Here is a 22,603-nt window from a genome sequence, read left to right on the forward strand (position 1 = left end):
CTCGTTGGTTGTCGATGGGGGACCAGTCGGCCGTCAGCTCGGCGAAGACCTCCGTTCGTGAGCGCCGCGCCGCGAACCCGCTGATCCCGCCCGGCCTGTTCGCCTCACGATGCCTGGCGAGGTCCATCGTCGTGACCGGGCTCGGCGTCGTCCTCATCGCGGGACTCGCTGTGGCGCCCCGGACGCTCGACGAACCCCGAGGAAGCAACAGAGGCTAACTCGCCGGGCGGCCGGCTCCCGCGTAGTCGTCCGTGCGGGTGCGGTACGTCGCGATCTGGATGGCCATGCCCTGCGTCGGCGCGTTGATCATCAGTCCGTTGCCCAGGTAGAGGCCCACGTGGTGGATGCGCGTCGCCGGGTTGCCGTAGAACACCAGGTCGCCCAACCGCGGCTCGGTGACCGCCTGGACGGACCGGAACTGCATGTCCGCGGTGCGCAGCAGGCTCACCCCGGCCGCGTCGTAGGCCGCCTTCGTCAGGCCCGAGCAGTCGAACCCGGCCGCGCCCGCCTCCGGGCCGTTGCCGCCCCACACGTAGGGCAACCCCAGCTGGTCGAGGGCGAACCGGGTGGCCCGCACCGACGGCGCGGACGCCGACGCCGGCTCCAGCGAGAGCTGCGCGTACAGCTGCGCGTTGCCGAGCGCCTGCTGCCGGAACAGGTCCGAGTCGCGGTAGGACTCGATCGCCTTCCACCAGCCCTGGCCGGCCTGCAGGTCGGTGTTGCCCGCGCACAGGGTGCGGCCCGCGGCGACGGACGCGTCGTCGATGTCCTGGATGTCGCCCCGCGCACCGGCGCGCTGCCACTCCGCCTGCGTCAGCTGCATCGGGCCGCCACGCGGCTCGGTGGCGGCCTCGCCCGCGGCGCCGGTCAGCGGCACCGCGCCCAGCGCCTTCGTCAGCGTGCCGTTCGCGTCCAGCGACCCGCCGCCGAACCGGCCGTGGTTCGAGCTGGCCTTGCCGATGCCGGCGAGCGTCACCCACGACAGGTGGCAGCCCGGGTCCTCCTCGCGCAGCGTCAGCTCACCCGTGGCGTACCCGATCAGCGCGCGCTCCGGGATGTCGAGCGGCCCGCTCAGCCCGGCCGCCCACTTCTCCAGCTCGCTTTGGCCCTGTTCCCGCGGCGCCTGCGCCTGCACCGGCGCGTTCGGTTCCAGCACGGTCGGCGCGGACGCGAGCGCCGCACCGCCCGCGGGCGGCTCCGGCGGCAGCACGTCGGCGGCGGCCGCCACCTGCTCCCGCGGCGGCTCGACGAGCAGCCACCCGCAGGTGGCCACGGCGGCGACGAGGATCAGCGCGATCAGGGCACGCCCGGCGGCGGCCCGCCCCCAGGATCGGAAACGCATGGTCACCTCGCCAACACTAAAAGACAACGGCCGGGCCGGACACAGTGATCCAACGACCGGACCCCCTCTTGCGTGACGGAAGACGAATAGGCTGCCCCATGAACGCGATCAACGCCGGGCGGCTGCGCGCCGAACTGCTCGCCCCGCAGGGTCCGTACGCCGCGCTGGACGTCGTCCCCAGCACCGGGTCCACCAACGCCGACCTGCGTGAAGCCAGTGTCGAGGGCGCGGCGGACCGGACCGTGCTGATCGCCGAGGAGCAGACCTCCGGCGTCGGCAGGCGCGCGCGGCTGTGGGCGTCCCCGAAGGGCAGTGGCGTCTACCTGAGCGTGCTGCTGCGTCCCGTGGAGGTGCCGTTCAGCGCCCTCGGCTCACTGGCGATCGTGGCCGGGCTCGCGGTGACCGACCTGACCGCGGAGCTGGGCGTCGACGCGGTCCTCAAGTGGCCCAACGACGTGCTCGCCGGCCCGGCCCGGGGCAAGTGCGCGGGCATCCTGTCCGAGGCCGTCGCCGGGGACGAGCTGGCCGTCGTGCTCGGGATCGGGCTCAACGTCCGGCCGCTGGGCCCGGGTGTCGAGCCGGGCGCGGGCGGGCTGCTGCCCACCTCCCTGGCCGAGAACGGCGCCCGCACCACCGACCGCACCGACATCGCCGCGCTGCTGCTGGCCGCGCTCGCCGACCGCGAGGACCGCTGGCGCGCCGCGCGCGGCGACCTCGCGAAGGCCGGTCTGCTGGCGGACTACCGGGACCGCTGCGAGACGATCGGCCAGGAGGTCCGGGTGCTGCTGCCGGGCGACCACGCGATCACCGGCACGGCCGAGGACGTCGACGCCGCCGGCCAGCTCGAAGTGGCCGGTCAGGACGGGAAGCGGCACACCGTGTTCGCCGGAGACGTCGTGCACCTGCGCCCGGTACGGTGAGGCGGTCGCGAGAGGAGTTCGCAGTGGCCTACCCCGACGATCTGCTCAGCGAGAACGAGCAGGTCATAGTGCACAGCCATCCGCACGCGAAGATGCTGATCTGGCCGGTGATCGGTTTTCTCGTGACGGTGGGGCTGGGCATCTGGCTCGTCACGCTCGCCGCTGACGCGCCCGCGCCGTGGGACGACGTGGCCCGCATCGCGATCGCCGTGGTCGCGGTCGTGCTGATCGTCTGGTCCTTCCTGGTGCCGCTGATCCGCTGGCGCACCACCCACTTCATCGTCACGACCGACCGGCTGATCGTGCGCGAGGGCGTGATCAAGCGCACCGGCATCGACATCCCGCTCGGCCGGATCAGCAGCGTGCAGTTCGAGCACGGCATCGTGGACCGGCTCTTCGGCTGCGGAACGCTGGTGATCGAGTCCGCTTCGGACGAGCCGCTGCGCTTCGAGGACATCCCGCGCGTGGAACGGGTGCACACGATGATCTACCGCCAGGTCAACGACAACCCGTACGACGACTTCCCGGGCGAGCAGGGACCGCAACCCCGTGGCCGCGGCGTCTCCTGATCTCACCCGATCCAGCGATCTTCGGCTCGCGGAGCTGACCGCGGGTAACTGACCGCCGTCCGAGCGAGCCGGGAAACCGTTGGCACCGCTGGGTAATCCTCGGCGACGGGAAAGCGGGCCGCGGGCGATTCCCACCACGGCGGAATCGAGATGATCGCCGCGGCAGGTTGCGATTTGACCGCACGCCGCGACACGGTTCGGGCACTCATGCGTATTTCGGCTCGATGGGGCAACCTGATGCCGAGGGGGAACCGGAGCGCCGTGGCGCGCGTCCGAGTCCGAGCCGACTGCTGTACTCGCGAGGAGGGGTGCCGTGACCGAGCATCGGGCGCAGGTGGAGGAACTGCTCGCCGACTACCGCCGCAGCCGCGAAGATCTCGCTTCCGCGCAGCGCGCGCTCGCCGCCGTCACGGCCTCGGCCACCGACGCCGACGGGCTGATCACCGCGACCGTCGGCCCGCGCGGCACCCTGACCTCTCTCACCATCGCCGACGGCGCGTACTGGCGGTACCGGCCGAACGAGCTGGCGCAGCAGATCGTGCGCGTCACCGCCGAGGCCACCGTGCGGGCGCTCGCGCGGGCCGGTGAGGTGCTGGCGCCGGTGCTGCCGTCCGGCACGGACCCGCAGGCGCTGCTGCTCGGCACCGGTGACCTCGACGCGACCGAGATCGCGCCCGCGAAACCCCGTCCCGCGCCGGACGAGGAGAGCCTCGAAGACCAGACCTGGATGACCCGATGAGCGCCGGGTTCGAGGCCGACGCCGCCCGGCTCGCGGCCTCCGCAGGCGACTTCGACGGCCTCGCGGTGCGCGCGGCGGCCATCGCGGAGCGGCTGGAGCGGACGCTCGACGGCGCGGGCCAGGCGTGGGGCGACGGCGCGGTCGGGCAGGCGATCGCCGCGTCGCACGTCTCGCGCGCCGAGGAGACCCTGGACCGGCTGCGGAGCCTGTCCGGGCGGCTGACGACGTTCGGACGGACCGTCGGCGAGGCCGCCGGGCGCTACCGCGGGTCCGAAGAGGACGCCGAGCGGGCGATCATCGACACGGCACAGGGGTAGCGCATGGGCATCGAGCTACCGCGGGAACTCGCCGGCCTGGCGGGGGAAACCGGCCTGGAGTGGCCGGACGCGGACGAGGACAAGCTGCGCGAGCAGGCCGGCGCCTGGCGCGACGCGCACCGCGAACTGACCGCGCTCGCCGCGGAGGCCGACGAACACGCGGGCGCCGCGGTCGCCGCCCTGTCCCGGGACGCGGGCGAGGCGGCCGGGCACGCGTGGTCGGCGTTCGTCGATCCGGAGAACGGGCACCTGACCGCGGCCGCGCGCGGCGCCGCCGAAGCCGCCGACCGGCTGGAGACCGCGGCCGAGCAGGTCGGCGCCGCGAAGGTCGAACTGGTGCGGCAGCTCGTCGAGGCCGCGAAGAACCGGGACGCGACCCTCGCCGCCGCCGAGCACGGCCACCCGACCGCGATCCTCGGTGTGGAGCCGATTCTGCGTGGCACGGCGGCGAACCTGGCGGTCGTCACCCACGGCCTGGCCGCGACGCTCGGGCCCGGGCCGGTCGGCTCGCTGGTCACCCCGGTCGTCGAGCCGAACCCGGGCGCCCGCACCCCGGACGGCCAGGGCGCGCTGCTCGGGGTGGTCACCGGTCTGGCGCCGGAACTGGTGGCGCCCGTGGTGACGCCGTCGCCCGCGGTGCTGGGCACGGCGCCGCCAGCCGCGCCGGCCGTGGTGTCCTCGGCCGTGCTGACGCCGCCGGTGGTGCCGCCCGTGGTTCCCGAACCGGCCTTCGCCGACACCGACACCGGTCCGATCCAGCTCCCGGACCCGCCGACCCCGCCGTCACTGCCGCAGTACGAGGGCTTGCTGGACGCGGGCGGCTTCGACGAGGTGCCGACGCCCTCGACCGGGTTGCCCAACGCCACCGTCGCCGCCGGGTTCGCCGAGGCCGCCGTGCCGTCGCCGCCTCCGGTGGGAGCGCCGGGAATGCCGGGTGCACCGGCTCCGGCCGCTCCCGCCGCCGGGTACGCGCCGGCCGGTTACGCCCCGGCGCCGTACGCGCCTGCCGCGCCCGCGGCCGGCTACGCCCCGCCGGCGGGGCACGCGCCGTTCGCGCCCGGGCCGCGTCAGCCGAATGTCGCGCCGTATGCCGAGCCGGCGCCGCCGCGCGCGCCGGAGCCGCCGCCGATGGGGACGCCACGGCAGGAGCGGGAGACGATCGTCGCGCTGTTCCGGGTGCACATGTTCCCGATCGGCCACCTGCCCGTCGCCACCGACAAGCCCGCGCGGCAGCTGCCCGTGCCGCCGTCCGAGGTCGACTACGCGCCCGGGCTGCGGTTCCCGCCGCACGACCACCCGCGCTCGGACCTGGTCCGGACCGACGACGCGCTGGCGAAGGTCCAGGCCGGGTACGGCCGTCTGCCCTCGCCGGCCGGGACGCCCCCGGCGGAGCTGCTCGCCGGGTACGACCCGCTGGGCGGCCTGCACGAGCGCGACTGGGATCGCCGGTTCCTGGCCGGGAAGCGCCGTGAGGTGCCGGAATACGCGTGGCCGCCGGGCGAGCTGTACCCCGAGGGCGGCGCCGCGGAGGGCGAGCCGGAGGTGCTGGCCGAGGGCGCGGTTCTGGACCGCTTCGGCGATCCACGCGGCCGGGTCTTCGCGCCGGCGGGCACCCCGTTCGCGCGGCGGTCGCTGCCGCCGTCGGCCCGGACAGCCGGCTACCGGCGCTACCGCGTGCTGCGGGACACGCCGGTGTGGCGGGCGGTGTCGGCGCCGTGGTTCGGGCAGCCCGGCGGCGGCGAGCGGTACCGCGCGACCTACTCGGCCGACGAGCTGGTCACCCTGGGGTATCTGGCGGACATCACGTTCGAGGAGGGCGCTGCGCAGTGAACGTCGAGTCGATCGTGCGGTGGCTGGCGGCCATCGGGGTGCCCGGCGAGGTGATCTCGATCGGCAAGGAAGCCGACAACGCGTGGTGCCTGCTGCGGGTCGAGGAGTCCGAAGAGGGCGGTCCGGTGTGGGAGGTGTTCTGGCGCGAGCAGGGCAACCGCTACGACTGGGCCCGGTTCACCAACGAGCAGGTCGCCTGCCACTACCTGTTCGGCAGGCTGGCCTGGTCGCAGGTCGCGCGCGGGGCCGTGGGGCTGCTGCCCGCGCCGGCTTAAGGAGAGCTGACGGCACCGTTAAGCGATCCGGACTGGTGCTCGCGGGTTCCGGCGATGATGCTCGACGCATGATCACCCCCGACACCAAGGACTGGACCTGGGTGCTGCGCACGCCGTGCCCGGAATGCGGTTTCGACGCCGGCACGTTCTCCCGTGAGGACGTGCCCGCGTTGCTGCTTGCGAACGCCGAGGGGTGGCGCCGGGCGCTGGCCGAGCCGGACGTGCGGGAGCGGCCCGCGCCGGACAAGTGGTCCACGTTGGAGTACGGCTGCCACGTGCGGGACGTGTGCCGGATCTACCTGGAGCGGCTGCGGTTGATCCTCACGGAGGACGGCCCGCTGTTCCCGGACTGGAACCAGGACGCGACGGCGATCGAGGACCGGTACGAGACACAGGACCCGCGAGTGGTGGCGGACGAGCTGACCACGGCGGCGTCCCGGCTGGCCGAGGCGTTCGCCCAGGTCTCCGGCGAGCAGTGGCAACGCCCCGGCACCCGCAGCGACGGCGCCCAGTTCACGACGGACACCTTCGCGCGCTACTTCATCCACGACCCGCTGCACCACCTCTGGGACGTGACCGGGCAGCGGGCCGGGTGAGCTACCGCCGCAGGTGGCCGAGAGCCTCGTCGTGCAGGTGCCCGTTGGACGACAGCGCCGAGCCGCCGTCGAAGCGCTCCACGCCGGTCAGATCCGAGAACCGCCCGCCGGCCTCGGTGAGCAGGATCTGCATCGGCGCGACGTCCCACGGGTTGACGATCGGCTCGGCGGCCAGGTCGATCGCGCCCTCCGCCACCAGGCAGTGCTGCCAGAAGTCGCCGAAGGCGCGGGTCTCCCAGCACGCGTCGACCAGTCCCAGGTAGGCCTCGCGCGAGTGGTACTCGGTCCACGAGCCCAGGTCCGTGGTGGACAGGTAGGCGTCCGACAGCGACGACACCGCCGACACCGAGATCCGGCGCTCGCCCGCCGAGTCGCGCATCCACGCGCCGTCACCCGCCGCGGCCCACCAGCGGCGGCCGAGCAACGGCGCGCTGACCATACCGACCACCGGCTGCCCGTCCTCGACCAGCGCGATCAGCGTCGCCCACACCGGACCGCCGCGCAGGAAGTTCTTCGTCCCGTCGATCGGGTCCAGCACCCACGCGCGGCCCGACGCCCACGCCGTCCCGCCGCGCTCCTCGCCGGCCACGTTGTCGTCCGGGCGCTCGGCGGCGAGCACCTCGCGCACCGCGTCCTCGACCGCGGTGTCCGCGTCGGTGACCGGGGTGCGGTCCGGCTTGCTGCTGACCTTCAGGTCGCGGGCGCGGAACCGGGCCGTGGTGATCGAGTCCGCCGCGTCCGCGAGCTTCTCCGCCAGGATGAGATCGTCCGTGTAGCTCGCCACGCCACGATGTTTTCACGTGGCGCGGTCGTAGAGTTGACCAGGTGAGCATGGTGTTGCTGGCCGAGGACGACCCGGCGATCGCGGACCCCCTGTCGCGTGCGCTCGAACGGGAGGGCTACGACGTCGAGGTGGTCGGGGACGGGCCCGCGGTACTCGACACCACCCAGGCCAAGCGGGTCGACCTGCTCGTGCTCGACCTCGGCCTGCCCGGCATGGACGGGCTCGAGGTGTGCCGCCGGTTGCGCGCGAACGGCAGCGAGCTGCCGGTGCTGATGCTCACCGCCCGCACCGACGAGGTGGACTTCGTGGTCGGCCTCGACGCCGGCGCCGACGACTACGTGGCCAAGCCGTTCCGGCTGGCCGAGCTGCTGGCCCGCATCCGCGCCCTGCTGCGCCGGCGGGCGCCCGAGGTGCTCGAGGCCGGTGGCGTGCGGATGGACCTGGGCGCGCGGATGGTGCTGGTGGACGGCCGCGAGGTGCAGCTGGCGAACAAGGAGTTCGAGCTGCTGCGGGTGCTGATGAGCCACGCCGGGCAGGTCGTCAGCCGCGACGAGATCCTCGCCGAGGTGTGGAACGACCTGGAGTCCAAGACCTCGAAGACACTCGACATGCACATGTCGTGGCTGCGCCGGAAGCTGTCGGTGACCAGCGACGGCAAGGGGTCGGTGATCCACCACGGCGACGGTGAGCGGCGCATCGCGACGGTCCGCGGCGTCGGCTTCCGGTTCAACGCAGACTAGTGCGCCGCCGGATCCTGCTCGCCATCCTGCTGGCGGTCGCGGTCACCGCGGCGGCGCTGGGCATCCCGCTCGGCGTCACCGCGTGGAAGCTCGTCGACAGCATCTACAACGAGGACCTCGCCGGCCGCGCCGCGCAGATCGCCGCGACGCTGGACACCGAGCTGGCCGACGGGGCGCTCGACCAGAACGACCTCACGCAGGTGTCGGTGGCCATCCCGCAGGGCGGGAAGCTGGTCGTCGAGGTGCCGGGGCAGGAGCGGATGACCGAGGGCGCCGATCCGGGGGCGGATCCGGTGACCGCGACGGTCCAGCTGGCGCGGCAGGGGCACCTGGAGCTGTCGATCCCGTCCGGGCCGCTGCGGTCGCGGCAGACCACGGTGACGCTGGCCGTGCTGCTGCTGGTGGTGTTCTCGGTGACGATCGGGACGGTGGTGGCGACCGTGACGGCCCGGCGACTGGCGAAACCGCTGCGGCACGTGGCCGAGCGGGCGGCGCGGCTCGGTGGCGGGGACTTCCGGCCGGACACGAGCCGGTACGGCATCGGTGAGCTGGACATGGTGGCCGAGGCGCTGGACACGTCGGGCACCGCGCTGGCGCAGCTGGTGCAGCGGGAGCGGCAGCTGGTCGGGGACGTGTCGCACCAGCTGCGGAGCCGGCTGACCGCGCTGCAGCTGCGGCTGGAGTCGCTGACGGTCGCCGACGACCCGGACACGGCGGAGGAGGCGCGGGCGGCGCAGGAGCAGGCGGACCGGTTGTCGGAGGCGCTGGAGGAGCTGCTGGCGGCGGCGCGGGCGGCGAGCGAGGTCGACACGGAGGCGCTGGAGCTGGCCGCGGAGCTGCCCGAGGTGTCGCAGGAGTGGCGGCAGTTGCTGCGCGCGGAGGGCCGCAACCTGCGGCTGAAGATCGGCGAGGGCCTGATGGCGCGGGCGACGCCGGGCCGGCTGCGCGAGGTGGTCGGCGTGCTGCTGGACAACGCGCTGCGGCACGGGGCGGGGACGGTCACGCTGGCCGCGCGCCGGGGCGAGACCGAGGGCACGGTGGTGGTCGAGGTGAGCGACACCGGTTCGGGCATCCCGGACGACCTGGCGCCGCACATCTTCGAGCGGGGCTTCTCCGGCGGCGGATCGACCGGGGTCGGGTTGGCGCTGGCGCGAGCCCTGGCCGAGGCGGACGGCGGGCGGCTGGAGTTGTCGAGCCGTCGGCCGGCGGTGTTCAGCCTGTTCCTGCGGGTGCCGAATCCGGGGGATGTGCCGGAGGTGCGCTGGCCGGCGGAGCGCGTGCCGCGCTGAGCGGCCGGCCGGGTGGATCAGGCCGTCGGGTCTGGCTCGCGGGACGTGTCGCGGCGGCGTTTGCCCAGTTCGTCCGGGAAGACCCACCTCTTGAAGCCCCAGAAGCGGAACACCATCGCCAGCAGCATGCCGATGATGGATCCGCTGACGAAGTCCGCCGCTTCCTGCGCGAACCGGCTCACGTGTGGCAGTTCCAGGTGCAGCACGTACCGCGAAACCCACAGCGGAATCAGGTTCACGACCACGGCCAGGCCGCTGATCACGAAGAACAGCGCGGCCTCGTGATGCCTTTCCCGGCCCCCACGAGTGCGGAACGACCATTCGCGATTGAGAACGTACGACACGATCGTCGCGACGATGATCCCGATCGCTTTCGCCGTGGTCGGCTTGTCTTCCAGCACGCTCAGTTTCAGCAGGTACCAGACACCGTTGTCGACGATGAAGGTCGTTCCGCCGACGATCCCGAATTTGAGCAGCTCCCGATGCTTGATCAACACCGAGCGCAATGGCTCGGGCGTGTGCGACAACACGCTTTCCACAACGGTCACTCGGGCAGTCTACGGAGTCCGCGAAACCGGGGAGCGTCAGGCGGCGCGTGAGCCGGTTTCATCCGATTCCGCGACGCGTCCCGGATGTGCGTCCTCCTGCGGGAACACCCATTTCCGAAACGACACCCAACGGAACGCCGTACCGAGCAGCGTGCCCACGATCATGCCGCTCACGTAGTCCGCGATCTCCTGCGTGACCAGCCCGACCTCGGGCGTGTGCAGGTGCAGCACGTACCGCGACACGGCCAGCGGCAGCGCGCCCAGCCCCAGCGAGATCGCGCTCATCAGGAAGAACAACGCGGCTTCGTGACGCCGTTCGCGGCCGCCGCGGGTGCGGAAGGACCACTCGCGGTTGAGCACGTACGACACCACCGTGGCCACCAGCGTCGCGACCGCCAGCGCGGTCACCGGCTTACCGGTCAGCACGGTCAGCTTCAGCCCGTAGTTGACGACGTTGGTGATCACGAAGCAGGTTCCGCCGACCAGAACGAACTTCAGCAGCTCACGGCGCCGGACGAGGAACTTGCGCACCCCCCGGGGCAGGAACCGCAACAGTGCCGCGAAACCCGTCATGGCGGGTCACGGTACTCCGGGAGATCAGTACGGGATCCAGGGCAGCCACCACCACGGCCGCCCGTGGTCCTTCGACGTCGTGGTCGTCGTCGTGGTCGTGCGGCTGGAGGTCGTCGTCGTGGTGGTGGTCGTTTCGCGCGAGGTCGTGGTGGTCGTGGTGGACGGCGACGGGGTCACCGAAGTGGTGGTCGTCGTGGTCGGCGCCAGGCCCGGCAACGGCACCCCGCAGTGCGGGAACCAGCAGTCGAACGTCACCGTCTGCGACGCGTGCGCGGTGCCCAGCGTCGCCGACACCGTCACGGTCCGGGCCTGCTTCTCCGGCCCGTCCAGCTCGAACCACAGCCGCAGGTGCTCGCCCGGCTCCAGCGCGTTCAGGCTGGTGCACGTGGTCGTCGGGCCGCTGTCGCACGCCGCCCGGAAGCTGCCCAGGATCAGCCGCGCCTCGTCGTCGATCGAGAGGGTGACCGGCTTGGTGTTCGGGCCGGTGTTGGTCACGTCGACCGACAGCCACACCGAGCGGCCCCACACGTGCTGGCCGCTCCGCACGGCCTTCGCCTCCAGCGCCACCTGGTCCGGCGCCTCGGCCACGGACACCGGCACGCTGACCGACACCCGGACGTTCGACCCGGCGTTCACCGAACCGGTGACCTGGCCCGACGCCGCACCCTGCTCCGCCTTGAGCAGGAACGTCAGCACCGCGCTCTCACCCGGCCGCAACCCGCGCGGGGTGGTGCAGGTGACCGTGCCCTCGCCCGGCGGGCAGTTCACCAGCAGCGGCCCGGGCGCGGCCTGCGTCCCGAATCCACCGGCGCCGCCGCCACCGCCGCCCGCCGGCACCACCCGGATGCCGGGCGGCAGGTTCAACGTCGCCGCGACCGGGTCCGACACCGATCCGCCGTTGTTGCGCACCGTGATCGGCAGGGCGACCGGGTCACCGCCCGGTTCCAGTTCGAGCGCCGAGGACGGTCCCTCGGCGGTGATGTTCGCGGGCGCGCCGGGCGCCGGCGGCGGTGGCGCCGGGGCCGGCCCGGGCGCCGGGGGCGCGACGGGCGCGGGGGCCGGTTCGACGACCGGAGCCGGTGGCGGCGCGGCCGGCGGAGCGGCGGGCGGGGCCGGGGGCTGCGCGGGCGCGACCGCCGGCGGTGGCGCCGGAGCCGACGCGGCCGCCGGGATCTCCTGCGTGCCACCACCCGCGGCCAGCGCGGCGGCGACCGCGGCGGCCACCGCGACACCGGACACGCCGACCCCGACGAACTGCCGCGGCCCGGCGGCCGCGACGGAAGCCGCACCACCCGCGGACCCGGCCGCGGCACCGGCGGTCGCCACCGTCGCGGCCGTCGCCTTGCCCGCGGTCGCGAGGTAGCCCAGCGCCGCGCCACCCAGCACGATCGGCGCGATGATCGCCCGCAGCGCGCCGTTGACCTCGGCCAGCTCGGCGGCCAGCGCCCGGCAGTCCGCGCACTCGTCCAGGTGCGCCTCGACCTGGGCGCGTTCCCGCTTGGACAGGCCGTCGCGGGTCCACGCGCCGAGCCGGTCGGCGCATGCGCGGCACTTGTCGGCGGACGTCTCGGCCAGGTGGACCTGCAGGTACGCCTGCCGCAGGCCCTCACGGGCCCGGTAGGCGAGTGCGGACACGCCGTTGGGCGTCAGGCCGAGCAGCGGCGCGACCTCGGCCGGGCTCTGCTGCTCGATCTCGGTGTGCCACAGCACGGCCTGCCAGCGCTCGGGCAGCGACGCGAACGCCTTCGCCGCCATCGTCCGCTCCAGCCCGGCCACGGCGGTGTCGGAGAACTGCACGGTCAGCGCCTCCGCGCTGACCGTGGTCATGTCCTCGTTGAGGTCGACGCGCTTGTCCTTGCGGGTCTTGTCGTAGGCGGTGTGCCGGAGCGCGGTGAGCAGGTACGCGCGGAAGGCGCTGTCCGGGCCCTTGCCTGCGCGCAGCGTGTCGAGGACCTTCGCGAACGCGTCGGAGACCAGGTCGTCGGCCTCGGCGGTGGACCGGGCGAGCTGCCGCGCCAGGTTGTAGGCCGCGCTGACGTGCCGTTCGTAGAGCGTGCCGTACGCGGCCAGGGTGCCGGTGCGGACGTCGGTGATCAGCTCCGCGTCGCTCTTGCCCTCGAAATCGGCCGAAAGGGTGGACACCGCTCTCCTTCATCCCCGCTGCTGCGCGCGATCAGTGTGACTGACCGGTCCCGGCCCGTCACGCAACACCTGGCCCTATTGACCCGCACGGTGTAATTCCGTCACGACGCGCCGCTTCGATCGTCACATCACCGGAACAGCGGTCGCGGGACGAGAGGACGGTTGCCAGTGGACGTGCCGGCCATGGGGCTGCGGCTCGAACCGGAGCCCGGCGGCGGCGGATCGCTGCGCGAGCTGCGGGCGCGCTGGCAGGCCGCGAGCCTGGCCGCGGGATGGCGTTTCCCCAGCGACTGGGCGCTTCCCGAGGTCGACACGGTGTGCGCGGCGATGCTGCGGAACGGCTCCGCGGAGATCCCCATCGCGAGTCTGGTCAGGGCGCGGGCCGCGGCCGGCGCCGGGCTGGGCGAGACCCTCGCCGATCTGGCGGCGTTGCACGCGGTAACCACCCCTCCGGGGGAGTCCGGCGATCTGGTGAGCCCGGACGTGGACGCCCTGCCCGCCCGGCTACTGCGGGTGGCGGCGCTGGCGTGGGCCGATGTCGCGATGGACAAGCTCGCCACCACCGAGGTCGTCGACCCGCTGACCGGCCTGCCCACCGCGTCCTACTTGCGCACCCGGCTGCGCGAGCTGTACCGCCGGCCCGGGCACCAGGTGTCCGACGACCACACCCTGCTGGTCGTCTCGGTCGACCTGTCCGCCGTCAGCGGCTGGCCCCGGCTCACCGCGATGATCCTGATCGCCGAGGCGCTGCGGGTGGTGTTCGACGGCGGCGAGAGCATCGCGAAGCTCGGGCCGTCCACGGTCGCCGCCGCGGTCCCGCGCGACGGCCGGATCGCCGCGAAGGCCGTGATGCTGCGGCGCGAGCTGCACGAGCGGCTCTCGGTCGACGACCAGCTCGAACCGGTCGGCCCGCCGAAGATCAAGCTGGTCCGGCTGCCCGCGACCCACGAGTCCGCGTGCGACCTGCTGCAGCGACTCGCACGAACCTGACCCTGTGGCCGCCGGAACCCGACCCTTCCGCGCACGCTGTAGTCGTTTCGTGATTTCCTGAAAGGGTGACCCAGTCAGTGCCCGCCACCGGCGGCGAGCCGCTCGGCGAGCCGGCGCACCCGCGCCTGGCCCTGCGCACCTCGCTCGCCCGGTTGTCGGTGCGGCCGCGTTCGATCCTGCTGCTGTCGCTCGTCCCGCTGCTCGCACTCGTCTTCGGCATCGTCGGCTGGCTGTTCGACTGGCGGCTCGGCGTGGACAGCGCGGTGTACCGGGCCGGGGCGATCACCCTCCTGCACGGCGATCCGCTCTACGACGCGAACACCCTGCCGCCGGAGCCGTGGTGGGCGCTGCTGCCGTTCACCTACCCGCCGACGGCCGCGCTGCTGTTCGTGCCGCTGGCGATCCTGCCGGTCCAGATCGCCTGGGGCGTGCTGACCGCGATCTCGGTGCTGGCGATGGCGCTGGTGATCCGCGTGGCGATCGGCTCGCTGCCGACCCCGCCCGCCGTGCGCCGCTGGTGGTCCTCACCGGCCCGCGCGACGCTGGTGTTCTCCCTGGTCATGCTGGGCCTGGAGCCGGTGTGGCGGACGATCTTCCTCGGCCAGATCAACCTGATCCTGATGGCCGTGGTCGTGCTCGACGTCCTCGTCGTCACCACGCGGAACACCCGCTGGGGCGGGGTGCTGGTCGGCATCGCGTCGGCGGTGAAGCTGACGCCGCTGGTGTTCGTGGCGCACCTGTTCCTGACCGGCCGCCGCCGCGAGGCGTTCCGCGCGTTCGGCGTGTTCCTCGGCCTGCAGCTGCTGATGCTGGCGCTGATCCCGGGCGACACGATCCGCTACTGGACCAAGACCATCTCCGACACCGGCCGCATCGGCCCGGTGCACTGGGCGGGCAACCAGTCGCTCAACGGCCTGATGAACCGGCTCACCGACCTGGCGCCGTGGGCGTCGAAGGCCGCGCTGGGCGTCGCGGCGCTGCTGGCGATCCCGGCCGTGTGGCTGATGCTGCGCTTCCACCGCCGCGGGCAGGCGCTGGCCGCCCTGCTGGTCACCGCGTTCTTCGGGCTGCTGGCCTCGCCGATCTCGTGGTCGCACCACTGGGTCTGGGCCGTGCCGCTGCTGGTGCTGCTCGTGTCGCGGCTGCCGCAGACCACGCCCGCCACCGCCTGGAGGCGCTGGGTCGCCACCGGGGCGGTGGTCGCGGTGTTCATCAGCTGCGTGCTGCTGGCGCTGCCCAACGGGCGCAACATCGAGCTGCACTGGAAGTTCTGGCAGACCGTGCTGGGCAACGCCTACATCCTCACGCCACTGGTGCTGACCGTGGTGCTGGTGACGCGGTGGGCGCTGCAGCGCCGGCGGGAGCGGGCGCGTGACGACGTTACGGTCGCGGGCTGAGCCCGCCCTGGTCGGCGCCCTCGTCCTGGGCGCGCTCGCGGTCGGCGTGGCCGGCTGGCTCGCGGGCTGGCAGCTGGGCGCGGACAGCGCCGTCTACCGCGCCGGCGCGCTGACCTTCCTGCACGGCGACGCGGTCTACACGCCGGAGCGGCTGTCCACGCTGCCGTCCTGGGTGTCGCTGCCGTTCACCTACCCGCCGGCCGCGGCGCTGCTGTTCGTCCCGCTGGCCGCGCTGCCCAGCGGACTGACCTGGGGCGTGCTGGCGGCCGCGTCGGTGCTGTCGCTGGCCGTGGTGATCCGCGTGAGCGGGCGGTTCCGCGGCTGGGCGGTCGCCGGGCTGACCGTGGCGGCGCTGGGGCTGGAGCCGGTCTGGAAGACGATCTTCCTCGGGCAGATCAACCTGGTGCTGCTCGCGCTGGTCGTGCTCGACGTGCTGGTCCTGGCCGGCTCGCGCTGGTCGGGCGTGCTGATCGGGGTCGCGGCCGCGGTCAAGCTGACGCCGCTGATCTTCGTGGCGCACCTGTTCGTCACCGGCCGGTGGCGGGACGGGCTGCGCGCGCTGGGCACGTTCGCCGGGCTCCAGATCTTGATGTTCGCGCTGATGCCCGGCGACGCCGCGCGTTACTGGGCGGAGGCGGCGTTCGACCCGCACCGCGTCGGCGGGGTGTCGTGGATCTTCAACCAGTCGCTCGGCGGGCTGGTCAACCGGCTCTCGCACGAGGCGTCCTGGTCCACCGCGGTCGCGCTGGGCATCGGGGCGGTGCTCGCGGTACCGGCGGTGTGGCTGGTCCGGCGGCTGCACCGGCGTGGCGAGACGCTGGCCGCGTTGCTGGTGACCGCGTTCCTCGGGCTGCTGGTCTCGCCGGTGTCCTGGTCGCACCACTGGGTGTGGGCGGTGCCGCTGATCGTCCTGCTCGCGTCGACGGCGCGCTGGGTGTGGGCGGGCCTGGTGACGGTGTTCTTCGCCAGCTGCGTGGTGATGCTGGTGCCCAACGGCGGCGACACCGAGTTCGGCTGGGGACCGGAGCTGTTCGTGCCCGGCAACGCCTACGTGCTGGCCGCGGCGCTGGGAATCCTCGGCCTGACGGCTCGTGAGCTGCGTCTCCCCGTAATCTAGAGCCGTTATGGACAAGCGCACAGGCCTCCCGATCGTCGGGATGGTGGGCGGCGGCCAGCTCGCCAGGATGACACACCAGGCCGCGATCTCGCTGGGACAGTCGATGCGGATCCTCGCCGTCGACGCGAACGACTCGGCCGCGATGGTCGCCGGGGACGTCCAGCTCGGGCACCACACCGACCTCGACGCGCTGCGCGAGTTCGCCAAGACCGTCGACGTGGTGACCTTCGACCACGAGCACGTCCCGTGGGAGCACCTGTTCGCGCTGGTCAACGAGGGCTTTACGGTCCGCCCTGGGCCCGACGCGCTGGCGTTCGCGCAGAACAAGCTGGTGATGCGCGACCACCTGTCCGCCACCGGCTTCCCGTGCCCGCCCTACGCCGAGGTGTCCGAAGTGGAGGACATCCTCAAGTTCGGCGCCGAGCACGGCTGGCCGGTCGTGCTGAAGGCCGCCACCGGCGGCTACGACGGCCGTGGCGTGTGGATGGTCGAGTCCGACGCCGAGGCCCGGACGCTGGTGCCCGAGCTGCGGGCCGCCGGCACCGAGCTGCTGGTCGAACAGCGCGTCACGATGAAGCGGGAGCTGTCCGCGCTGGTCGCGCGCTCGCCGTTCGGGCAGGGCGCGGCCTGGCCGGTCGTGGAGACCGTGCAGGAGAACGGCATCAACACCGAGGTGCTGGCGCCCGCGCCGGGCCTGACCTCGCGCCAGGTGCACGAGGCGCAGGAGCTGGCGCTGCGGCTGGCCGACGAGCTGAACGTGGTCGGCATCCTGGCGGTCGAGCTGTTCGAGACCGACGGCGGCCTGCTGGTCAACGAGCTCGCGATGCGCCCGCACAACTCCGGCCACTGGACCATGGACGGCTCGGCGACCTCGCAGTTCGAGCAGCACGTGCGCGCGGTCCTGGACTACCCGCTGGGCGTGACCGACCTGATCGCGCCCACGGTGATGGCCAACGTGCTGGGCGCGCCGGAAACCCCGCGGATGGCGCCCGACGAGCGGCTGCACCACCTGTTCGCCCGCTTCCCGGACGCCCACGTGCACTTCTACGGCAAGGGCGAGCGGCCCGGCCGCAAGCTCGGGCACGTCAACTTCGTCGGCGGCGACCTGGAGAGCCTGCGGACCCGCGCCAAGCTGGCCGCGCACTGGCTGTCGCACGCCGAATGGCCCGACGGCTACGACATCCACTGAGAGGGGAGCACGCGTGACCGACGTCGGCGTGATCATGGGCAGCGACTCCGACTGGCCCGTGCTCGAAGCGGCCGGGACGGCGCTGGACGAGTTCGGCGTGTCCTACGAGGTCGGCGTGTACTCCGCGCACCGGACCCCGCAGCGGATGCTCGACTACGCCCGCACCGCGGCCGACCGCGGCATCAAGGTGATCATCGCCGGGGCCGGGGGAGCCGCGCACCTGCCCGGCATGGTCGCCTCGGCCACGGTGCTGCCGGTGATCGGCGTGCCGGTCCCGCTGAAGTACCTGGACGGGATGGACTCGCTGCTGTCGATCGTGCAGATGCCGGCCGGGGTCCCGGTGGCGACGGTGTCGATCGGTGGCGCCCGCAACGCCGGGCTGCTGGCCGTGCGGATCCTGGCCGCGCAGGACCCGGCGCTGCGGGAGAAGATGGCCGCCTTCCAGGCCGACCTGGAACAGCTGGTGCTCGACAAGGACGCCAAGCTCCGCGAGAAGATCGAGTCCTAACTCGCGGTGTACTGCTTCGCGATGAAGGCTGCGGCCTGGTCGACGCTGCCGTCCGTGGCGTAGCTCAGGTGGCCGTCTTGATCGTCTGCCCGTACAGGCCGAGCGGGTTGCCGAACGCGATCACCGCGACCACCCGGGGCGCCAGCTCGGCAGGGATGGTCTGGCCGGTGCCGAGGTAGGTCCGGATGCCGATCGCGGCGCTGGTCTGGTCGTAGCTCGCGGCGTAGTCGACCGCGTAGGACGACACCGAGGCCGAGGGCAGCGCGGACTTCACGTCGGACACCAGCGGGGTGCCGGTGATGCCGAGGCCGGGGACCTCGCCGCTGCCGCGGGCGAACACGATCTCGAGGTCCGCGCAGGCCGCGGTGGTCGCGGCGGTGCCGGTCGCCGCGGCGCCGGCCAGTCCGAGGACGGCGCAGGCGAGCAGGGTCAGGGTGCCGAGTCTCGTGTGGAGCGTTCACCGAGTGTCCCGCCATCGTGTTGGCCGGGCATCGGTGAGATCACCAGTGTCGGTGAACTCTCGGTCGGTCCGGTTTCCGCCGGGTATCCGGCGATCATGGAGTTCTCGCGCCGCACCCTGGGCATGTTCGCCGCTTCCGCCGGATTCGTCCGCGTCGAGCCGCCCGCGGCGCGAGCGCCGGTCGGGCTGGTGCTGTCCCACGAGCAGTTCCGGACGCACCGGCTGCTGGACTTCGCGCGGCAGGCGGAGGCGGCGGGCTTCGCGTTCGTCTGGGCCAGTGACCACCTGCAGCCGTGGCAGGACAACCAGGGGCACTCGATGTTCCCGTGGCTCACGCTCGCCCTGGTCGGTGAGCGCACCCGGCGCGTCACCTTCGGCTCCGGGGTGACCTGCCCGAGCTACCGGCACCACCCGACCGAGGTAGCGCAAGCGTTTGCCTCCCTCGAACTGCTCGCCCCGGGACGGACGTTCCTCGGTCTCGGGACCGGTGAGGCGGTCAACGAGCAGGCGGGCACCGGCCAGTACGGCCGCTACGCCGAGCGGCACGACCGGCTGGTCGAGGCGATCGAGCTGATCCGGCGGCTGTGGACGGGGGAGCGGGTCACCTTCCGCGGCCGGTTCTTCGCCACCGACCAGCTCAAGCTGTACGACCTGCCGGCGAAGCCGCCGCCGGTGTACGTGGCCGCGCAGGGGCCGAAGAGCGCGCGGCTGGCCGGCCGCTACGGCGACGGCTGGATCACCCAGGCCGGAGCGTCCCTCGACCCGGCGCTGCGGGAGGCGTTCGCCGCGGGCGCGCGGGAGGCGGGCAAGAACCCGGACGCGATGCCGAAGTGGGCCGAGCTGTTCGCGGTGGTCGGCGACCAGCGGGAGATCGACCTGGCGGCGCAGCGGTGGCGGTTCACGGTCAAGCCGGCCGACCTGCCCAACCCGGTCGCGATCCAGGAGGCCGCGCAGGCCACCCCGCTGGCCGAGGTGGCCGGCCGCTGGACGGTGGGCACGGATCCGGCGGTCCACGTCGCGGCCCTGCGGAAGCTGCTGGACGCGGGTGTGACGCCGTTCCTGCACCTCCCGCAGGAGGACCCGGGCGTGGCGATCGAGTTCTACCGCGCCCGGGTCCTGCCGCTGCTCTAGAGCCGCTGCCGCAGCTCCCGCTTGAGGATCTTGCCCGCCGCCGACACCGGGATCTCGTCGACGAACCGCAGCTCGCGGATCCGCTTGTAGGGCAGGACGTTGTCGTTGACCGCGGACAGGATCTCCGCCTCGGTCACGTTCTCGTCCGCCCGCACGACGAAGGCCACCGGCAGCTCGCCGACGTCGGTCTGCTTGCGCCCCACGACGGCCGCCGCGGCGACGCCCGGGTGCGCGATCAGCAGCTCCTCCAGCTCACGCGGGTACACGTTGTACCCCTTGTACAGCAGCATGTCCTTCTTGCGGTCCACAATGGACAGGTAGCCGTCCTTGTCCAGCACGCCGATGTCGCCGGTGTGCAGCCAGCCGTCCACCAGCACGGCGGCGGTCTCGTCGGGCCGGTTGTGGTAGCCCGCCATCACCTGCGGCCCGCGGATGCACACCTCGCCCTGCTCGCCCTCGGGCACCGGGTCCTCGCCGCCCTCCAGCGGCACGATCTTGACCTCGGTGTCGAACACCGGCACGCCCACCGACCCCTGTTTGCGCAGGCCGGAGCGGAACGCCGGGTTGATCGTGGCGCCCATGGTCACCTCGGTGAGGCCGTAGCCCTCGGTGATCACCGCGTCCGGGAACCGCGCGGCCAGCGCCTTGAGCATCTCGTGCGGCAGTGGCGCGGCGCCGGAGCTGATGCCGCGCACGCTCGACAGGTCGCGCGTGGCCAGGTCCGGGCTCGCCAGCAGGGCCGCGAACAGGGCGGGCGCGCCGCCGATCGAGGTGACCCGCAGGCGTTCGGCGTCGGCCAGGTAGGCGACCGGGTCGAAGCGGTCGTGCAGCGTGGTCGAACCACCGCCCATGACCGGCACGTTGAGCCCGCCGATGGTGCCCATCGCGTGGAACCACGGCGTGAGGTTGATGCCCGAGCCGGTGCCCAGCCGGGTGGGCCACTCGTCGGGGCTGCCGACCTGGTCGAGCGTGAGGTCGCCGTCGTCGTCCAGCGCCGGCAGTGATCCGGTGCCCCAGCAGGCGTACTGCAGCGTGTTGACCACGACGTTGCGGTGCGGCAGCCGGACGCCCTTCGACCGGCCGGTGGTGCCGCCGGTGTAGGCGAGGTGGGCGAGGTGGGTGCGGGTGTCGATGTCCAGGTCGGGACGGGTGTCCGGCTGGCCGTCGGCGAAGGCCTGGAACTCCACCTGGCCCTCGGCGAGCCCGGCCGGGTCGTCCGGGGCGACGACCACGACCAGCTCGACGGCGGTCTGGGCGCGGACCGCGGTGACCACCGGCGCGACCTTGCCGAGCGTGACCACCGCGACGGCGCCGGAGTCGGCGAGCTGGTGGGCGAGGTCCGCGGGCGGGAGCAGCGGGTTCGCCGGGGTGAAGGTGGCGCCGGCGAGCAGGATCCCGTAGTAGGCGACGGGGTAGGCGAGGCAGTTGGGCAGGTGGATGGCGACCGTGGCGCCCGGCCCGATGCCCCGTGCCCGGAGCGCGTTGGCGAACCGGCACGCGGCGGCGTAGGTCTGGGCGTAGGTGAGGGAGCGGTCGTGGTGGGTGAACGCGGTTCGGTCGCCGTAGCGTTTCGCGGCACCGGCCAGGATCGATCCGGCGGGGACGTCGGGGTAGTCCAGCGATCTCGGGAGGTGGGGCGGCCATGACCCAGCAGTGATCGGCATCACCCCACCATAGAGCGAAGGTGCGGCCCAGAACACAATTCCGGCTAGTGAACGAGCACTAACATGGATGACGGACTTCTTACCCGCTCGATGAAAGGTGACGCAGGTGTCGGAGACCCCGGGCCTCTACCAGCTGGCCGAGGAGCACGAAGAGCTGCGTGCTGCCGTGCGTGCGCTGGCGGAGAAGGAGATCGCGCCGTACGCCGCCGAGGTGGACGAGCAGGAGCGGTACCCGTACGAGGCGTTGAAGGCGCTGAACGCGTCCGGCTTCAACGCGGTGCACATCCCGGAGGCCTACGACGGTCAGGGCGCGGACGCGATCGCGGCGTGCATCGTGATCGAGGAGGTCGCGCGCGTCGACGCGTCGGCGTCGCTGATCCCGGCGGTGAACAAGCTGGGCACGCAGCCGATCCTGCTGTCGGCGTCGGAGGAGCTGAAGAAGCTGGTCCTGCCGGAGATCGCGGCGGGGGCGACGGCGTCGTACGGGCTGTCGGAGCGGGAGGCCGGCTCGGACACCGCGTCGATGCGCACCCGCGCCCGGCTGGACGGTGACCACTGGGTGCTGAACGGGACGAAGGCGTGGATCACCAACGCCGGCGAGTCGACGTGGTACACGGTGATGGCGGTGACCGACCCGGACGCGCCGAAGAAGTCGAACGGGATTTCGGCGTTCGTGGTGCACAAGGACGACCCGGGCTTCTCGGTGGGGCCCAAGGAGCGCAAGCTCGGCATCAAGGGCTCGCCGACGCGGGAGATCTACTTCGAGAACTGCACGATTCCGGCGGACCGGATCATCGGTGAGCCGGGGACCGGTTTGAAGACGGCGCTGCGGACGCTGGACCACACGCGCCCGACGATCGGGGCGCAGGCGCTGGGCATCGCGCAGGGCGCGCTGGACGCGGCGGTCGCGTACGTGAAGGAGCGCAAGCAGTTCGGCCGCGCGATCGCGGAGTTCCAGGGCGTGCAGTTCATGCTGGCGGACATGGGCACGAAGATCGAGGCGGCCCGGCACCTGGTGTACGCCTCCGCGGCGGCCACCGAACGCGGCGACGCGCGTGCCGGTTTCATGGCCTCGGCGGCGAAGTCGTACGCGAGCGACGTGGCGATGTCGGTGACGACGGACGCGGTGCAGTTGTTCGGCGGCGCCGGCTACACCCGCGACTTCCCGGTGGAACGCATGATGCGCGACGCGAAGATCACGCAGATCTACGAGGGCACGAACCAGATCCAGCGCATGGTGATGGCGCGGGCTCTGTTGAAGGGTTGAGAGGTTTTTTGGCGGCGCGGTGCCCGGGTTGGGCGCCGCGCCGCTTCTTTTTGCGGGGGCTTCCTGCGGCAGCCAGGCACGGTTCGGCAAGCGCTGGACTCGGACGATCGCTCATCGGTCCCGGTGTTCCACATGCTGACGGCCGGTCTGGACAACCTGCGGCAAGCGTTGGACGTGGCGATCCGCAACTTTGATGCTGCCGATGATGAAGCCGAG

At 72.8% G+C, this 22,603-nt stretch carries 23 protein-coding genes; 16 read left to right on the forward strand and 7 right to left on the reverse strand.

What is annotated here, in order from left to right; translation table 11 throughout:
- Positions 1 to 214 precede the first annotated feature (214 nt).
- Positions 215 to 1,342 (reverse strand): C40 family peptidase, encoded by a 1,128-nt coding sequence (locus L1857_RS07020; RefSeq protein ID WP_094006933.1) that lies wholly within the window; start codon positions 1,340 to 1,342, stop codon positions 215 to 217.
- Between the two features lie 98 nt (positions 1,343 to 1,440).
- On the opposite strand from L1857_RS07020, the gene L1857_RS07025 reads away from it, so the two are divergent.
- From L1857_RS07025 to L1857_RS07055, 7 genes are all read left to right on the forward strand, one after another.
- Positions 1,441 to 2,262 carry a biotin--[acetyl-CoA-carboxylase] ligase gene (locus tag L1857_RS07025; protein WP_094006932.1) on the forward strand — a complete coding sequence of 274 codons (822 nt, stop codon included), beginning with the start codon at positions 1,441 to 1,443 and terminating at the stop codon, positions 2,260 to 2,262.
- A 23-nt stretch (positions 2,263 to 2,285) separates the two neighbouring features.
- The gene (locus tag L1857_RS07030) at positions 2,286 to 2,831 is read left to right on the forward strand and encodes a PH domain-containing protein (RefSeq protein WP_116110956.1); all 546 of its coding nucleotides are present in this window, start codon (positions 2,286 to 2,288) and stop codon (positions 2,829 to 2,831) included.
- A gap of 313 nt (positions 2,832 to 3,144) precedes the next feature.
- A complete protein-coding gene (locus L1857_RS07035; RefSeq protein WP_094006930.1) occupies positions 3,145 to 3,570 on the forward strand; it encodes a YbaB/EbfC family nucleoid-associated protein in 426 nt (141 codons plus the stop codon).
- Positions 3,567 to 3,887, forward strand: coding sequence for a hypothetical protein (locus tag L1857_RS07040; RefSeq protein WP_094006929.1), 321 nt, complete (start codon positions 3,567 to 3,569; stop codon positions 3,885 to 3,887). Before L1857_RS07035 ends, L1857_RS07040 begins: the two co-directional genes overlap by 4 nt.
- A gap of 3 nt (positions 3,888 to 3,890) precedes the next feature.
- The gene (locus tag L1857_RS07045; protein WP_249464672.1) at positions 3,891 to 5,717 is read left to right on the forward strand and encodes a TNT domain-containing protein; all 1,827 of its coding nucleotides are present in this window, start codon (positions 3,891 to 3,893) and stop codon (positions 5,715 to 5,717) included.
- Entirely contained in the window at positions 5,714 to 5,992 is a 279-nt protein-coding gene (locus tag L1857_RS07050; RefSeq protein WP_017986852.1) for a hypothetical protein, read from the forward strand. The genes L1857_RS07045 and L1857_RS07050 overlap by 4 nt, the downstream gene beginning before the upstream one ends.
- Positions 5,993 to 6,060: 68 nt before the next feature.
- Positions 6,061 to 6,588: a DinB family protein gene (locus tag L1857_RS07055; protein ID WP_116110954.1), complete on the forward strand. Its 528-nt coding sequence runs from the start codon at positions 6,061 to 6,063 to the stop codon at positions 6,586 to 6,588.
- Position 6,589: 1 nt separating this feature from the next.
- Here L1857_RS07055 and hisN read toward each other — a convergent pair whose 3' ends face one another.
- Positions 6,590 to 7,372, reverse strand: coding sequence for a histidinol-phosphatase (gene hisN / locus L1857_RS07060; RefSeq protein WP_249464674.1), 783 nt, complete (start codon positions 7,370 to 7,372; stop codon positions 6,590 to 6,592).
- Positions 7,373 to 7,419: 47 nt separating this feature from the next.
- Here hisN and L1857_RS07065 point away from each other — a divergent pair, with 47 nt between their 5' ends.
- Both L1857_RS07065 and L1857_RS07070 read left to right on the forward strand, forming a co-directional pair.
- Positions 7,420 to 8,112: a response regulator transcription factor gene (locus tag L1857_RS07065; RefSeq protein WP_026153804.1), complete on the forward strand. Its 693-nt coding sequence runs from the start codon at positions 7,420 to 7,422 to the stop codon at positions 8,110 to 8,112.
- The gene (locus L1857_RS07070) at positions 8,112 to 9,401 is read left to right on the forward strand and encodes an ATP-binding protein (protein ID WP_094006925.1); all 1,290 of its coding nucleotides are present in this window, start codon (positions 8,112 to 8,114) and stop codon (positions 9,399 to 9,401) included. The genes L1857_RS07065 and L1857_RS07070 overlap by 1 nt, the downstream gene beginning before the upstream one ends.
- Positions 9,402 to 9,418: 17 nt before the next feature.
- Here L1857_RS07070 and L1857_RS07075 read toward each other — a convergent pair whose 3' ends face one another.
- Genes L1857_RS07075 through L1857_RS07085 form a run of 3 tightly spaced genes read right to left on the reverse strand, consistent with a single transcriptional unit; the run spans position 9,419 to position 12,664 of the window.
- Complete coding sequence (locus L1857_RS07075) at positions 9,419 to 9,949, reverse strand: GtrA family protein (RefSeq protein WP_162830707.1); 531 nt, start codon at positions 9,947 to 9,949, stop codon at positions 9,419 to 9,421.
- 36 nt (positions 9,950 to 9,985) lie between these two features.
- Positions 9,986 to 10,522 (reverse strand): GtrA family protein, encoded by a 537-nt coding sequence (locus L1857_RS07080; protein ID WP_094006923.1) that lies wholly within the window; start codon positions 10,520 to 10,522, stop codon positions 9,986 to 9,988.
- Between the two features lie 24 nt (positions 10,523 to 10,546).
- Complete coding sequence (locus tag L1857_RS07085) at positions 10,547 to 12,664, reverse strand: sigma-70 family RNA polymerase sigma factor (protein WP_249464676.1); 2,118 nt, start codon at positions 12,662 to 12,664, stop codon at positions 10,547 to 10,549.
- 168 nt (positions 12,665 to 12,832) lie between these two features.
- On the opposite strand from L1857_RS07085, the gene L1857_RS07090 reads away from it, so the two are divergent.
- The 5 genes from L1857_RS07090 to purE all read left to right on the forward strand — a co-directional run bounded on the left by L1857_RS07090 (position 12,833) and on the right by purE (position 17,865).
- Positions 12,833 to 13,654 (forward strand): GGDEF domain-containing protein, encoded by an 822-nt coding sequence (locus L1857_RS07090; protein ID WP_116110949.1) that lies wholly within the window; start codon positions 12,833 to 12,835, stop codon positions 13,652 to 13,654.
- A 65-nt stretch (positions 13,655 to 13,719) separates the two neighbouring features.
- Positions 13,720 to 15,051 (forward strand): glycosyltransferase 87 family protein, encoded by a 1,332-nt coding sequence (locus L1857_RS07095; RefSeq protein ID WP_094006920.1) that lies wholly within the window; start codon positions 13,720 to 13,722, stop codon positions 15,049 to 15,051.
- Positions 15,026 to 16,168, forward strand: a complete 1,143-nt coding sequence (locus tag L1857_RS07100) for a glycosyltransferase 87 family protein (RefSeq protein WP_094006919.1) — start codon at positions 15,026 to 15,028, stop codon at positions 16,166 to 16,168. Before L1857_RS07095 ends, L1857_RS07100 begins: the two co-directional genes overlap by 26 nt.
- 7 nt (positions 16,169 to 16,175) lie before the next feature.
- Complete coding sequence (locus L1857_RS07105; protein WP_249464680.1) at positions 16,176 to 17,357, forward strand: 5-(carboxyamino)imidazole ribonucleotide synthase; 1,182 nt, start codon at positions 16,176 to 16,178, stop codon at positions 17,355 to 17,357.
- Between the two features lie 34 nt (positions 17,358 to 17,391).
- A complete protein-coding gene (gene purE / locus L1857_RS07110; protein WP_116110968.1) occupies positions 17,392 to 17,865 on the forward strand; it encodes a 5-(carboxyamino)imidazole ribonucleotide mutase in 474 nt (157 codons plus the stop codon).
- Between the two features lie 64 nt (positions 17,866 to 17,929).
- Here the strand turns inward: purE and L1857_RS07115 are convergent, their stop codons facing one another.
- The gene (locus tag L1857_RS07115) at positions 17,930 to 18,205 is read right to left on the reverse strand and encodes a cutinase family protein (protein WP_198958295.1); all 276 of its coding nucleotides are present in this window, start codon (positions 18,203 to 18,205) and stop codon (positions 17,930 to 17,932) included.
- Positions 18,206 to 18,421: 216 nt separating this feature from the next.
- Between L1857_RS07115 and L1857_RS07120 the strand changes: the two genes are divergently transcribed.
- Positions 18,422 to 19,456, forward strand: a complete 1,035-nt coding sequence (locus L1857_RS07120; RefSeq protein WP_116110946.1) for a F420-dependent hydroxymycolic acid dehydrogenase — start codon at positions 18,422 to 18,424, stop codon at positions 19,454 to 19,456.
- On the opposite strand, the gene L1857_RS07125 is transcribed toward L1857_RS07120, so the two are convergent.
- Positions 19,453 to 21,120, reverse strand: coding sequence for a class I adenylate-forming enzyme family protein (locus L1857_RS07125; protein WP_116110945.1), 1,668 nt, complete (start codon positions 21,118 to 21,120; stop codon positions 19,453 to 19,455). The genes L1857_RS07120 and L1857_RS07125 overlap by 4 nt on opposite strands.
- A gap of 97 nt (positions 21,121 to 21,217) precedes the next feature.
- Here L1857_RS07125 and L1857_RS07130 point away from each other — a divergent pair, with 97 nt between their 5' ends.
- Positions 21,218 to 22,387 carry an acyl-CoA dehydrogenase family protein gene (locus tag L1857_RS07130; protein ID WP_094006915.1) on the forward strand — a complete coding sequence of 390 codons (1,170 nt, stop codon included), beginning with the start codon at positions 21,218 to 21,220 and terminating at the stop codon, positions 22,385 to 22,387.
- The last annotated feature ends 216 nt before the right edge of the window (positions 22,388 to 22,603 follow it).

It is taken from the genome of Amycolatopsis thermalba (genome assembly GCF_023376025.1).
GTDB lineage: Bacteria > Actinomycetota > Actinomycetes > Mycobacteriales > Pseudonocardiaceae > Amycolatopsis_E > Amycolatopsis_E thermalba.